Source organism: Pseudomonas sp. MF6396, from assembly GCF_002018915.1.
Lineage (GTDB): Bacteria > Pseudomonadota > Gammaproteobacteria > Pseudomonadales > Pseudomonadaceae > Aquipseudomonas > Aquipseudomonas palmensis.
Map to the genome: position 1 here is coordinate 30,952 of NZ_MVOK01000036.1, position 12,630 is coordinate 43,581.

General features: G+C 54.6%; 18 protein-coding genes and 1 pseudogene. 5 read left to right on the forward strand and 14 right to left on the reverse strand.

Translation table 11 applies throughout. The features are described from left to right. Nucleotides 1–11: 11 nt before the first annotated feature. From MF6396_RS25510 to MF6396_RS25520, 3 genes are all read right to left on the reverse strand, one after another. Nucleotides 12–311 (reverse strand): hypothetical protein, encoded by a 300-nt coding sequence (locus MF6396_RS25510; RefSeq protein ID WP_064492241.1) that lies wholly within the window; start codon nucleotides 309–311, stop codon nucleotides 12–14. Between the two features lie 247 nt (nucleotides 312–558). Further along, entirely contained in the window at nucleotides 559–834 is a 276-nt protein-coding gene (locus tag MF6396_RS25515; RefSeq protein WP_064492242.1) for a hypothetical protein, read from the reverse strand. 44 nt (nucleotides 835–878) lie between these two features. Further along, nucleotides 879–1,151 (reverse strand): hypothetical protein, encoded by a 273-nt coding sequence (locus MF6396_RS25520; protein WP_064492243.1) that lies wholly within the window; start codon nucleotides 1,149–1,151, stop codon nucleotides 879–881. 151 nt (nucleotides 1,152–1,302) lie between these two features. Between MF6396_RS25520 and MF6396_RS25525 the strand changes: the two genes are divergently transcribed. The 4 genes from MF6396_RS25525 to MF6396_RS25540 all read left to right on the forward strand — a co-directional run bounded on the left by MF6396_RS25525 (nucleotide 1,303) and on the right by MF6396_RS25540 (nucleotide 3,234). Beyond that, nucleotides 1,303–1,953, forward strand: a complete 651-nt coding sequence (locus MF6396_RS25525; protein ID WP_064492245.1) for a hypothetical protein — start codon at nucleotides 1,303–1,305, stop codon at nucleotides 1,951–1,953. An 81-nt stretch (nucleotides 1,954–2,034) separates the two neighbouring features. Then, nucleotides 2,035–2,271, forward strand: coding sequence for a hypothetical protein (locus MF6396_RS25530; protein ID WP_177346350.1), 237 nt, complete (start codon nucleotides 2,035–2,037; stop codon nucleotides 2,269–2,271). 44 nt (nucleotides 2,272–2,315) lie between these two features. Beyond that, nucleotides 2,316–2,498 carry a hypothetical protein gene (locus MF6396_RS25535; protein WP_064492246.1) on the forward strand — a complete coding sequence of 61 codons (183 nt, stop codon included), beginning with the start codon at nucleotides 2,316–2,318 and terminating at the stop codon, nucleotides 2,496–2,498. Between the two features lie 193 nt (nucleotides 2,499–2,691). Then, on the forward strand, nucleotides 2,692–3,234 hold the full coding sequence (locus MF6396_RS25540) for a serine acetyltransferase (protein WP_064492247.1): 543 nt from the start codon (nucleotides 2,692–2,694) through the stop codon (nucleotides 3,232–3,234). Between the two features lie 69 nt (nucleotides 3,235–3,303). On the opposite strand, the gene MF6396_RS25545 is transcribed toward MF6396_RS25540, so the two are convergent. From MF6396_RS25545 to dnaB (MF6396_RS25580), 7 genes are all read right to left on the reverse strand, one after another. Further along, nucleotides 3,304–3,576 carry a hypothetical protein gene (locus tag MF6396_RS25545; RefSeq protein ID WP_078481810.1) on the reverse strand — a complete coding sequence of 91 codons (273 nt, stop codon included), beginning with the start codon at nucleotides 3,574–3,576 and terminating at the stop codon, nucleotides 3,304–3,306. A 699-nt stretch (nucleotides 3,577–4,275) separates the two neighbouring features. Then, complete coding sequence (locus MF6396_RS25555; RefSeq protein ID WP_064492250.1) at nucleotides 4,276–4,566, reverse strand: hypothetical protein; 291 nt, start codon at nucleotides 4,564–4,566, stop codon at nucleotides 4,276–4,278. 91 nt (nucleotides 4,567–4,657) lie between these two features. Further along, nucleotides 4,658–4,903, reverse strand: coding sequence for a hypothetical protein (locus tag MF6396_RS25560; protein WP_153046120.1), 246 nt, complete (start codon nucleotides 4,901–4,903; stop codon nucleotides 4,658–4,660). Nucleotides 4,904–5,053: 150 nt separating this feature from the next. Further along, on the reverse strand, nucleotides 5,054–5,362 hold the full coding sequence (locus tag MF6396_RS25565) for a hypothetical protein (RefSeq protein WP_064492252.1): 309 nt from the start codon (nucleotides 5,360–5,362) through the stop codon (nucleotides 5,054–5,056). Between the two features lie 62 nt (nucleotides 5,363–5,424). Continuing rightward, on the reverse strand, nucleotides 5,425–5,676 hold the full coding sequence (locus MF6396_RS25570) for a hypothetical protein (protein ID WP_064493346.1): 252 nt from the start codon (nucleotides 5,674–5,676) through the stop codon (nucleotides 5,425–5,427). 170 nt (nucleotides 5,677–5,846) lie between these two features. Beyond that, nucleotides 5,847–7,244, reverse strand: a complete 1,398-nt coding sequence (gene dnaB / locus MF6396_RS25575; RefSeq protein ID WP_064493347.1) for a replicative DNA helicase — start codon at nucleotides 7,242–7,244, stop codon at nucleotides 5,847–5,849. Nucleotides 7,245–7,301: 57 nt separating this feature from the next. Then, nucleotides 7,302–8,831 carry a replicative DNA helicase gene (gene dnaB / locus MF6396_RS25580; protein WP_064493348.1) on the reverse strand — a complete coding sequence of 510 codons (1,530 nt, stop codon included), beginning with the start codon at nucleotides 8,829–8,831 and terminating at the stop codon, nucleotides 7,302–7,304. Between the two features lie 205 nt (nucleotides 8,832–9,036). Between dnaB (MF6396_RS25580) and MF6396_RS28715 the strand changes: the two genes are divergently transcribed. After that, on the forward strand, nucleotides 9,037–9,219 hold the full coding sequence (locus tag MF6396_RS28715) for a hypothetical protein (protein ID WP_064493349.1): 183 nt from the start codon (nucleotides 9,037–9,039) through the stop codon (nucleotides 9,217–9,219). A 251-nt stretch (nucleotides 9,220–9,470) separates the two neighbouring features. Here the strand turns inward: MF6396_RS28715 and MF6396_RS25590 are convergent, their stop codons facing one another. The 4 genes and pseudogenes from MF6396_RS25590 to istB form a co-directional block, all read right to left on the reverse strand. Then, nucleotides 9,471–9,983 (reverse strand): hypothetical protein, encoded by a 513-nt coding sequence (locus MF6396_RS25590; RefSeq protein ID WP_064493350.1) that lies wholly within the window; start codon nucleotides 9,981–9,983, stop codon nucleotides 9,471–9,473. 82 nt (nucleotides 9,984–10,065) lie between these two features. Then, entirely contained in the window at nucleotides 10,066–10,530 is a 465-nt protein-coding gene (locus MF6396_RS28540; protein ID WP_153046121.1) for a hypothetical protein, read from the reverse strand. A 98-nt stretch (nucleotides 10,531–10,628) separates the two neighbouring features. Continuing rightward, nucleotides 10,629–11,003 carry a hypothetical protein gene (locus MF6396_RS28545; RefSeq protein WP_153046122.1) on the reverse strand — a complete coding sequence of 125 codons (375 nt, stop codon included), beginning with the start codon at nucleotides 11,001–11,003 and terminating at the stop codon, nucleotides 10,629–10,631. A gap of 1,419 nt (nucleotides 11,004–12,422) precedes the next feature. Further along, nucleotides 12,423–12,630: pseudogene (istB, locus tag MF6396_RS25605) on the reverse strand (IS21-like element ISPst3 family helper ATPase IstB); the annotation flags it as partial.

Genomic DNA, 12,630 nt, shown 5'->3' on the forward strand with positions numbered 1-12,630 from the left:
ACGTTATTGGTTCAGCAACCGAGTGCTTGGCAGTCGTCGCAAAGGCCAACCTGGAATACTTCAAGATCGGTGAAGCACCGGGCGCATTGCTCGACATCATGATCTGCCGCAGGCTTGCTGATTGCGTCGCCGAACTCGGCAACCAGTGCTGCATAGTGATCGCTGGTTGAGGCGTCACCGCGCAGCTCAAAATAGCGGTCCACGGTCTTCGAGTAGGCTTTGAACACTGGCTTTCCGTTGAACTGGCTGGCGCCCACTGAAACGGGTGCAATGTTGCGCAGTATGGCGATGGTCACGGGCATGGTTTGCATTGGGTTCTTCCTCAAGGAGTGGGTTGGCCGTATAGCTAGGAATGGCCAACAACACCTGATAAGCCACCCCAGACGGCAGCTCCCGCGGGCGAAGCTGCGGATATCAGCAGCCGATCTCCGCAGGCTCTTTGAGTTGCGCCTTCCTGACATTACCCTCCTGAGCAGGAAGCGCAGGTGTAAAAAACCCCGAACTGCGTGAGCAGAACGGGGTGGTGCAGCGTTAGGGGACCAGGCCCGGCGGAAGGTACTACCAGTGCGACGGCCACTGGATAGAATCGTCATCGTCGTAGGGGATAGGCTTCACCTTGAACCCAACAAGCAGAATCTCCAGCAGTTGTTCATCGTCCTGGGGCAAATCAAACCAACCAGCCTTGTAAAAGCGTCTCGCGAAGCTGTAGTCATCCCAGAGCCGCTCGATATCGTTCTCGCTGGCCATATAGCCTGCATTCGCCAATGCTGCACGCATGCGGCGAACATCAGCACTGCGTGCCGACGGCGCCGGCGTGTATTGAAGGTATTCCATACTGCTCATCCGCCAATAATCACTTTTTGCTCGCGTTGAAAACGTCACGCAGCGCGTTTGTAGGCCTCGATTCGCTCGTCGGCTGCGGCCAGGTAGCCCTCGACCCTCGCTCGCGCTTTGGCCATGTTTTCGACATCATCAGGTTTCGCACGCGAGCACGAAATGTTCGAGACCTCAGCCAAAACACGTTGGGTCATCTCTTTCCAATGGGATACCTCATTGGCACTGCAGCAGGCATGGTAGTCATTGACCTTGCGGTGGAGACGGTCATAGGCACGGCGGTACTCGGCGACAGGGACGGTTTTGTTGCTGCTCATGGGGCACTCCTCAGAAGGGAAATCTGGTTGAACTTGCCCATGGAGATGGCTCACGCACGCGTGTAACGGATGTGCCGGCGAGCGCCAGCGTCCTTGTTCTGCCGTGTAACTCATCCCTGAGCACGATGTTCAATTCCTCAGGAGAGAAACCATGACAACACTCGTAAAAGTAGCGAACTGCCTGACGCCGGAGCTTGCACGGACCATCGTCAAGATGGCGTGCATCGTGCGCATCTCCCAGACCGGAGAGGGAGTGGAGATTCGCGACACCAGACCCCTCCTCGATCGCATGGAGTCCCCAATCGAAGGGCGTGGAGTCGTCCGAACCTTTGGCTCCACCCATTTCATTGTGACCGAGGATCTGGCTCACCGGATCGACGCAAAACACCTACCAGGTGAGCCGACTACAACTTCACCTGTAACCACTGCAGATGACGCCGATGCGCTGAAAACGCTCATTGCTGATCGGTTGGGGTCTCAAGGTTGGCTGATCGTCGACGACCTGAGCTTCAACTGCACCTCTGGTGTGGCCAAAAAGCAGTACCAAACAGCGGTCGGCATCAAAGAGGCAATCGCTTACCTGCAAGGCGGGGATGACGGTGCCAGGCGCCTGATCGCTGAATACTACAGCGAGGGCAACAATGTGCTGAGCACAACGACTGTGAGCTTCACACCAGACTGCTCGACTGAGGCTATTGAAGCGGGCACCAGCCGTTTTTCAGCCAAAGTTGACGACGTAGTAAGCGGCACCTATGCAGTGCGCCTGCTTCGCCCTCGCGACCAGGCCGCGGATGGTGAATAGCGCCTCCAGGGTCACTTAGGCAAACGCTGCACCACACCCCGGGCTCGCCTGGGGTTTTTATCGCCCGGATTTTCTTTTTGCATGTGCGCCATCACCGCGTACATAGCCAACAACGCATCGGGCGGACACACCATGAACCATTATCAGCAACTGATCAAAGACGAAATCCTGTCTGTTCAAGGACAGAAAGACTACTGCTTGCAGGTCCTAAACGCCGGCGGCCTAGAAAGCTGGCAGTCGAAGGAATACAGCGACCTGGTTGAGCACTACGACCAGAAGCTCAAAGAGCTGAATGAACGATTGCCAGCGGCCAGCTGACCCCCAGTCCTCCCTAAAACCCTCCAACCTCACTCAGGAATATCATGACTAACGCAATCGAAGCACAAGCACAGAAGGTCCGAGCCGCCTACGCAGTTACTGGCAGTGTCAACCCTGAGTACGAGCGCGAGTTCGACATTCTCTCGGATATGCGTCGTGAAAACATGGCCCAAGAATTCCGCGCAGAGCGTGGCCTGCCATCCACGGCCGAAACCCCGTATGACTGAGCCTCAGGCAACTGAGTTTTGAGCATGCACGCGACCGCCCCCGGCTTTGCTGGGGGCGTTTTTCATTCTGGGGCGAGGCCGGGATTACCTATCGGTAGAGCCTCAACAAACCCTAGTCTTACCGAGCCCCTTTACGCGTGAGCGTTAGTCCTCCATCATACAAGCGAGACAGATTATCCATCCGGTACCTATCTTGAATTACGAACAATTAATCGAATGCTGGCGCATGGAAGTTTCAAACAAGAAACGGTCATGTAGAAAAACAAGTCTGTTTTTCAATGTACTCAAGCGCGTCCGTAAGTATAATGTGCTGCGTTATCTTTTCCTGTTCCGACTGGCTCAATATCTACACGCCAAGGGTGGAATCCGAAGAGCTTATGCTCAGGGTATGGGCCAGCGCCTTAATCGAAAATATTCACTGGACATAGGCTTGGACGCGCAGATTGGTCCGGGCCTTAGGATTGCCCATCTACCAGGTGTTGTGATAAGTGGGTACGCCCAGATTGGTAGAAATTTCATGATTCGTCAGAATACTACGATCGGCATCAAAACCATGGGCCGAGCAAATTATTCGCTGATAATTGGAGATGACGTTAGTTTGGGGGCCAATAGCTGCATCATTTCCGACGATGTGAATATTGGGAATAATGTGACAATTGGAGCAATGAGCTTAGTAACCAAAGACATCCCTGACAACACGACGTTCTACAACAAACGCATATCCCAGATGACGTAATCGACACGAGCTTCCTGCTGCCTGGCTTAGGAGCACACCTAAAGCGCACCCGATTGCCAGGCAGCTCCTTCAGCTCGCATTGCGGGTCTCGTCCATTGGTGAGCCTTCAATCTCTTCATCGCGTTTGTCAGCTTCTTCTACACAGGTGCGTAGCAGCTCAATTTGAAGCAGATCATGTTCGGTTTTGGTGATCACACGGAAATCACGCAGAAGCATTAGACGCCCCATGTGATAAACCCGGGTTCGCTCCGGATCCGGGTGCTCACGATAGCTACCAAGGTTCGCCATATCATTCTCGATGGCATCCAGCACGAACTGTTTCAGGGCTTGCGGATCGATCATGCTCATGGACCTCTACATCTCGAAATCGCAACTGGGAGAGCGTATTTCGTGAGCGTCATGACTGTCCATTTCATCGCCAGCCTGACGCTATTACCAGCACTCGAAGAAGGTGCAGGCCTGCCCAACTCCGGGCAGCGGGTTTGGAGTCATTCATCTACCTTGCGTAAGCACTGACAGTGCCCCGCCCCGCTTACAGGTCACTGCAGGCAGGGCTATCAGTATAGCGCGTGGCTTTAAAGTTGGCGGCGAGGAACCGGCAGGACTGTTGATCAGATGAGAATGGCCGGCTCCGGATCATTTTTCTCGGCCCAGCTATGCGTACGGCGATCGCGTGTAGTGAGCTCCCAAGTGCTGGAACAGTCGAAGTAGAACGTGTCGTTCTCACAGACCAAGGGAAGATCCAGATGCTCGTCAGGGACCGTTTGAAGGGTCTGAAGGGCCTCTCGCACGGTTAGCACCGTCTTTCGTTGTTCTTGCTCTTGCAGGGCTTTGACAGGGTCTTCAATTCCAAAACGCTTGCCTGCCGTTGCAGTCGCGAGTTGGAAACGCTCAAGCGGGAATATCGGCGACCTCACATCATGGACAGAAAAATCACGGGGTTACACGCCCTCATCCGTGAATAATGGGCGTCTACATTTGTACGAGGCAGGGGGTAGGTAGGCACTTGTGCCTACATGATGGTTAGGCACGTGTGCCTAGTTAGAGCTGGGTCTCTTCAGCGGTGGACTGCGCAGCTTGCTGCTGCTTTCGACGCTCCATCAACCGCTGCATGTACACGATCCCATCTTCCAAGGCTTTCACCGCCCAGGATGGGCAAGGCCTGGATGATTTCTTGGTCGGATCGTTGAGCCACGATCGAACCGCACGAACTGAACAGGGCCGCTGGGTCACGGCATTGATGAGCATCGCGCTCTCGCCCTGCTTCACCTTGTGCTTTTTCAGCAGCGCAAGGAACGCTTGCCGGTTGGCATCCCGTTGTTCGATGTTCATCAACCCTCCGAGCCTTAAGAATAGGCACATGTGCCTACACGTATTCTAGGCACATGTGCCTATCAGGGAAACCACAAGTTTATGATCTAAGTCATGCCTGGGCAGTGCTGCCGACGTGATTTGGCTCTGTCGTTCCCATCTCCTCAACTTCCAGCGAGATGAACTCTTCTGCTAGGGCCCTTGTGACCACCTCAAGCTCGATTTCGGTGATCCCCAGTGGCCATGGCCAACGGCCAGCACCACCGGCATCGGTCATCTGCGCTGCCGGGTCGATGGTCAGGTCAGCGATCCCCGAAGTAGAGATATCCGAACCTTCGCCCATGGTTTCAGAGCTCAACACCAACCGCGAGGGATGTCGTGGGAGGCCGGCCGCGAACTTTAAGCAGCGCCAGGCCTGCAGCCAGTGGCAGTCGCTCTGGCGCTGGCGCGAGAAGACCGATGCGAGACCGCGAATTATATTCGACGGAAGAACCAGTAGTGCGTGGAATTATTGCCTTGTAGCTGTGACGATGTAAATGTACTCATCACCATTTTTTTCGGTGGATCTATATTCGCGCTTACCACCATTAGGGAGAATTTCAGTCGATTTATACACGTAACCATCAGTGACAGGGTAGTCAACGGTAAGACTACCAAATTTGTCAGTCTTCATCTCCTTCAAGCGTACGTAGTTGACGTCCATGGTCAGACGGATGTCTCCATCACTAGTGACAACTGGCGTAAAGTAAGCAGTTGTGCCAAGCTCTAGACGGCCGAGTCGCGCTTTATTCGAACCAACTAACTCTCTGTAGTTCATATACTGAACTTCTTTAAACGGGGGTTTTCCTTTGATCAAGACCAGGACCTGCAGCCGAGGCTTCATTGGCGTGATGCCAGTTCAGCTCGGCGGGCGGCGGGCGAGGGAGTTTCTTTGATCAGGCGGGCAAGGAAGGCGGTGTAACTGGCCTGCTCGTTGATGTGCATAATGTGCTCGATAAAATCTTTTCGCTTCCGTTCCAACCACTGCTCAGCAGCGACAGCTTGGCAAGGAAGGCGCTGCGTGTAGATGACGTAGTCGTCGAGAGCTACCTGTTGGGGCCAGGTCAGTTCAGATACGTTCAGGTTGTGCATGTGGCATCTCCGCTAGGATGTAGGCTTCGTATCCAGGAGATGCTCAACATTGAGCATGAAAGCAGTAGGACATGATGAGCCGCCCCCGCTACCAACCTAGCGCGATCATCGCGACCACGTTTGACGGCGAGGCTGGGGATAGCGGCTGGCTCTAACTGATCAGGGCATCATCACTCATCATCGTCGAAGTTGTACATGCCCGGCGCGAGGTTCTCGAAGCGGGTGTACTTGCCGATGAACGCCAGCCGCACAAAGCCGATCGGACCGTTACGCTGCTTGCCGATGATGATCTCGGCTACGCCCTTGTGTTCGGTCTCAGGGTGATACACCTCATCCCGGTACACGAACATGATCACGTCGGCGTCCTGCTCGATCGCACCGGATTCACGCAAGTCGGAGTTCACCGGCCGTTTATTCGGCCGCTGTTCCAGGGATCGGTTCAGCTGCGACAGGGCGATGACAGGGCAGTTGAATTCCTTGGCCAGGGCCTTGAGGGAACGGGAGATCTCGGAAATCTCGTTGGTCCGGTTGTCGCCGGCAGAGCCCGGGATCTGCATCAGCTGCAGATAGTCGACCATGATCATGCCAATCTCGCCGTGCTCACGGGCCAGGCGGCGTGTGCGTGCTCGCATTTCCGAGGGGCTGATGCCTGCGGTGTCGTCGATGAACAGCTTGCGGTTGTTGAGCAGGTTCACTGCTGAGGTCAGTCGCGGCCAGTCGTCATCGTCCAGCTGGCCGGATCGCACCTTGGTCTGGTCGATGCGGCCGAGCGACGACAGCATACGCATGATCAGCGACTCACCTGGCATTTCGAGCGAGAATACCAGCACCGCCTTCTCGGACCGCAGCACAGCGTTCTCCACCAGGTTCATGGCGAAGGTGGTCTTGCCCATCGAAGGCCGGCCGGCCACGATGATCAGGTCGGCCGCCTGCAGGCCGCTGGTCTTCTCGTCCAGGTCGGTGAAGCCGGTCGACACACCGGTAATGTCGCTGTCGGAGTTGAAGAGCGTGTCGATGCGGTCGATGGCCATGGTCAGCAGGTCTTTGACACCCACCGGGCCGCCGGTTTTCGGCCGAGCTTCAGCGATCTGGAAAATCTGCCGTTCAGCCTCGTCGAGGATCTCCGCAGCATTCCGCCCTTCTGGGTTGAAGGCACTGTCCGCGATGTCCGTGCTGATGCTTATCAGCTGGCGCAGGGTCGCCCGCTCCCGGATGATCGCAGCGTAGGCCTTGATGTTGGCCACCGACGGAGTGTTCTTGGCCAGCTCCGCCAAATAGGCCAGCCCGCCGACCTGGCTGCTCAGCCCTTCCTTGTCAAGACGCTCGTGCAGCGTCACGATGTCGAAAGGCTCGTTTAGGTCCGCCAGCTTGGCGATGGCGCGGAAAATCAGCCGATGATCATGCCGGTAGAAATCACCGTCGGAGACCTGATCGAGCACACGCTCCCAGGCGTTGTTATCGAGCATGAGACCACCGAGCACGGACTGCTCAGCCTCAATCGAGTGCGGTGGCACCTTCAGCGAGGATGTCTGTAGGTCGAGCTGCTCTGGAGCGTAATCTTCGTTCATATGGGCATCTGATTCCGTAAGTTGGTGGCACTATCGAATGGCGAGGTAACAGGAGCTTCACGGGGGCTTCCTCGCGCCTTTTCGGCGCCGCCCCCTGCCCTTGCCCTCAACCTTCTTCGCAGCCCCTTCTACGAGCTTCTGGACAGGCATACGGCCAAGCCGCGGGTTGGGATCAATTCTCTCAATCCCCATTTCTTGATCGGTGAAGTCGTGGGTACCCGGCTCCAAATTGACGAAGCGTGTGTATCGCCCCTCGAAGCCAAGCCGGACGAAACCGGTGGGGCCTTCTCGCTGCTTGCCGATGATGATCTCGGCGGTGCCGGCAAACCGGGAGTCGGGGTTGTACACCTCATCCCGGTACACGAACATGATCACATCAGCATCCTGCTCAATGGCGCCGGACTCGCGGAGATCGGAGTTCACTGGCCGCTTGTCTTTGCGCTGTTCAACTGATCGATTGAGCTGCGAGAGTGCAATCACAGGGCAATCAAATTCCTTAGCCAGAGCCTTTAGTGACCTGGAGATGGCCGATATCTCATTGGTCCGGTTGAGGCCGCCGTACCCAGGGATCTGCATCAGCTGCAGGTAATCCACCATGATCAGGCCAATCTCACCGTGAACTCGCCGAAGCCTACGCGTGCGGCTACGCATCTCCGAAGGACTCAGGGCCGGAGTGTCGTCAATGAAGAAGCGCTCGTTCTTGTTGAGTGCGTTGGCAGCCTTGGTCAGCTTGGTCCAATCCTCGTTCAACAGTTTCCCTGAACGAACCCGCGACTGATCAATGCGCCCCATGGAGGCGAGCATGCGCGTAAGCAGCGCATCGCCCGGCATCTCCATGGAGTAGACCACGACCACTTTTTCCGATCGCAGAACGGCCTCTTCCACGATGTTCATGGCAAAAGTGGTTTTCCCCATGGATGGCCGGCCGGCCACGATGACCAGGTCAGCTGGACGCAACAGGCTCAACTTGCTGTCGAGGTCAACGAAGCCAGTCGATTGGCCGAGGGACTCAAGCCCTGATTCATGGGCTGTCTCGATCTTCTCGACGGCCTTCCTGAGCAGGGTTTCGATGCCAACCGGACCGCCCTCCTTCGGCCGTTGACCGGCCACAGACAGCATTTTCGCTTCGGCATCATGCACCAGATCTTCCGCGGAGCGGCCGTCTGGGGAGCTGGCGCTTTGCTCGATCTCCCCGCAGACTCCGATGATCTTTCGAAGCTGCGACCGCTCGCTGACAACGCGTGCAAAGGACGCGATGTTGGCGACGGACGGGGTATTGTCGGAAAGTTCTTTCAGATAGGCCAAGCCACCGGAGTTCGAGAGTTCTCCTGCACGATCCAAGGCCTCTTGGGCTGTGACGACATCAAGCGCCCGCCCCTCTTCAAGCAGCTTGGCAATTGCCTTGAAAATGAGCCTATGGTCAGCGCGGAAGAAATCAGATTCGACGACCAGGTCAGAGACTCGGACCCAAGCACCCGGGTCATTCAGCAATCCGCCTAGAATGGCCTGCTCGGCTTCAACAGAATGCGGCAGCTCCCGGTTGGGGGTCTGTTCGTATTCAGCTGCTAGATGGATATGGTCGTTCAAGCCTCAGGCCTTACTGGTGAAAATGCTGGGTTGGAACAGGCCGCCAGCGGCGATGAACACCTTATTGGAGGTCCTGGCCTGCGCTGACAGCGGGGTTTCGGTCACGATGTTCGTTGTTTGGGGGCCTAGAACGCAACTACCACGCGCTGGGTGGCCGGCCGGATCAGAACGTAACTTCGATCAAGGTTGCCCGGCCGGAGCGGGTTTGAAAGTCGCAAAGGCCCAGCTGCACGAGCCGCGGCTGCCGATGAGCGATGCAATTAGCGACTTGGGCGCGAAATGCCGCCAACTCAAGGGGGAGCACTGCTCGACCAGTAGCGGCCTGGATCTTATCGCGGAATTCCTGCAGGGCCGCCTCCAGGCAAGCATCATTGCCGGCCTGGCCTGAAGTTTGGGCACTCGGTGTTGGGATCGACATTCAAACTCTCCAGGATGGGGCCATGACTGCGCCTGAGCTGACATGCGCAGTCGCGGATTACGGCCGAAAGCCAGCAACACGTAACTATAATCCTGAAAGATTTACTGAATGTCAAACGGCATCAAAGGCCGAGAAGACGACCAGTAAAGCACTAAATATCCTAAGTTTTCAGCGACATCATGAGACCTTTATAGCTGAAAAAATACAGAACGAAGGAGGATCTAAAGTGCTTCCGCCAATCCGAAATCGAGCTCCTTCGCCTGGATGTCCGAAGCACTTCCGGCACCGGTATCGAAGACTGGTGCAGCAGGCACAACCCAGTTGTATTGGTGCCCCGACAGCAGCCGCGCTGCGACTTTGTTCGACAGACTTGAACGCCAGCGCAAAATCAAGTACTCCTCGATTTCCTTGCGCCCAAACGGGACCGCACAGAAGGACAGTTCGTAGTTGCTCGAATATACGCTGATTAGGCCCTTTCTATCCTTGGCTCCAAGCCCGAACAAATCGCAGGTTCTACGCGCAAAGGTATGGTGTTCAAAGACGGTGAGGTCACCCATTCTTGCGCGAAGTGCCGAGGTTTCGCCGACGTAGATTGGGGTTCTCTCCTGCCATATCACATAAACCCCAGCGTCAAGTGTGATGTCCTTTTTCCAGTCGTCATCGCCAGCCAATACACGCCTTGGTGCGGCAATGATCAGGGCTTCGTGGTGACGTAGTTGCTCTTGAACGTTCATGTGGCCTCAACTCCAGGGCGAGAGACTCAAAGGGCCGAATCAGCCTACAGCTGAATAATGACCGAATACGGCCCCAATATCATCACTCGGAACGCTGAGCCGTTGACGAATGTTTGAGTGACTTTACGTACAATGACGATACGTATTCACCTTGAGCTTTTGCTTCCTGGACTACGTCATAGTGCTCACCGGCCAGAAAAAAATCCAGCACAGCTTTGCACGTTTTCGGGCCAAACATGTCTTCCACCCATTCCAGATACGAACGACCTTTATTCGCCCAGAAAAGCTTCACAACAAAAAACGAACACCAGGCAAAATACATCATCGGTATTCCAACATAGTGAGAAGGTGGTCGCCCCTCACTGTGTAGAAACTTACTACAAGCTAACACAGTCGCTACCAGAGCTAGAAATGGCAAATAATACTCAACGAATCTTCGCTTGGACACGAGAAAAGCCAATCGACTTAGCTTTATTGCAGACGCAAATGAGATATTACCGGTTTCTAGCTGCTCATACAGCGTAGGCGTTTTTTTAAAAATAATCATGCATTATCTCGAATCAGTATGTACAAATTTAGAAGCTTTAGCCACTCAAACTGGATTGCAACTATGGCGGGTTAAAACCAGCGTACCAATCACCGAATTCAGCTCATTTTAATTTCGTTTCGGCTCCGAATTCGCTTTTGCCGCCATTTTCGCAGTGCCGCAAATACATCGCACACTATCCCGTGCCAAACCAAAATCATGACTATCAGAGTAAAATAGTCTGGCACCCCATCTAAGACAGCAAGACTTCGCACATCAACGGGCTCAGCAGTAATAAAAATCTTGCCGACAATTGAAACTAGCAAGACAACCACTACTAAAACCACAGCTGAGCGCAACAAACTCAGAACAGTTAAAACAACAAACATTACCAGCGCTTTGAGTGTAACAATGGTGAAGAACCGAGGGCGCTCACAAATGCCGAGCCAGTTAGTCTTCCAGCCAGAATTACCATTCTCGAATTTTCTTTTCATCTCGACTCAACCTGTGCTAATTGCTTGGACTGGAGGGAGTTCGCGAGGTAGACACCGAATCATCTCCTAGTGCAACCTCAATCTGCGCTTGGGAAGGCTGCTCATCTTCACCTTCAGCACCACAGCACTGGCCATCTACGCTAGAACCGCCCGAGGCTATCGCCCGCTTCTTCTTCTTGAATCCGAACCCATGCCCTGTGGCCAAGTGTACAAACGGGAGTGCCGCCCAGTACCCAACCACAAGCGATGCCGCCTTTGCGGTAAGCCCGGGCAACGTGTATGCGAATGAGCTCGCCGAAAAAGCTGCGATGCAGACTGCGCCTACCACATAGTTGCGCCGAATTTGATTTTTGGCGGGCTGCTGGCCAGACGAAATCATGGTGCAGTCCCCTTGAAAGCTTCGGCCTGACGTTCGACTAGCGCGCAGCGCTCCTTGACCCACTCCAGATCTTTAACCCGAATTTCCTGTGCGCTTCGGTTGGCATTCACTAGGAGCCGAGTTGCGCATTTCGAATCACGGGTAGACGCCTGAATTTCCTCTGGTGTAGCAGAGGAAAAGCTAAACCTAAGGTCGCTAACCCCAAGGAATTTGTAGGCGAAGGGGCCACCAATCAGGGATAGCAGCAACGCTACGCCCCAGTAGACCGCTCGCTTGCGGGTGTTTTTTTCTGAACTCACCAAGGATCTCCTGGACATGGCTCGATTACCGGAGTGAAAAATAACACATAACGCGTATAGATAATCATCCAGTATCGAACAACCTTGCCGAAAAAATCACATCAGTCGTATGCGTAGTGACCCTGTTTTAAGGACCTACACCACCTGTAGGTTCACAGAAAAGCTGCACGCTTTCACAAATAGATGACCGGCCGGGCTTCAACCATGGCCCCTGTCGGTCACCATCAAGCCCGCCTTCGCGGGCTTTTTTTTGCCTGGAATTCCTGCCGGGGCGCCCTACTCCGCTCATTGGAAAATGATGCAGATGGGGGGATTTGACGAAGTGATTTGATGGGGCGCTGGAAGTGCTGAGAGGGTCGGCGGGCGGATCTGAGCAGCAGAGAGATTGAGAGGACTTTAAAACTAATATTTGAACACCTTAATAGTTAATTAAGCGTACGTGTTAAGTATTAATTTGAACAATTTAGTATGGAAATGGAGTTTGGTGGAAGTTGCCATTTTGGATTTTTTGTAGATTTCGAAGGGATGTTGGAATAAGATCTATGACTGTTGGCGCTGATGGAAAATTGACCCACCCTGCCGATTGAAATTTGACCCAGGGCGGATTGCTGATTTTGTTACCAGCAACTGTGGATAAGTCTACCAGCGCAGCTGCTTTTGAACCCACTCCCTCGCTGTCCCAGTTCAGCTGTTGAAGACCTGCCACATGCAGCCATGCAGCAGGCCGTCGTCACCATGAAATCAGAACGACTCATCGTCCTCCGGTTCCTGGCCGCCCTTACGCTTTCGCTCCCGTGATTTGATCTTGGCCTGGGCCGCCAGGCTACTGTGTTGCAGGCGATAGGACTCGTTACCGGTTTCGACGATGTGGCAGTGGTGGGTCAGCCGATCCAGCAGGGCGGTGGTCATCTTGGCGTCGCCGAACACGCTCGACCATTCGGCGAAGCTC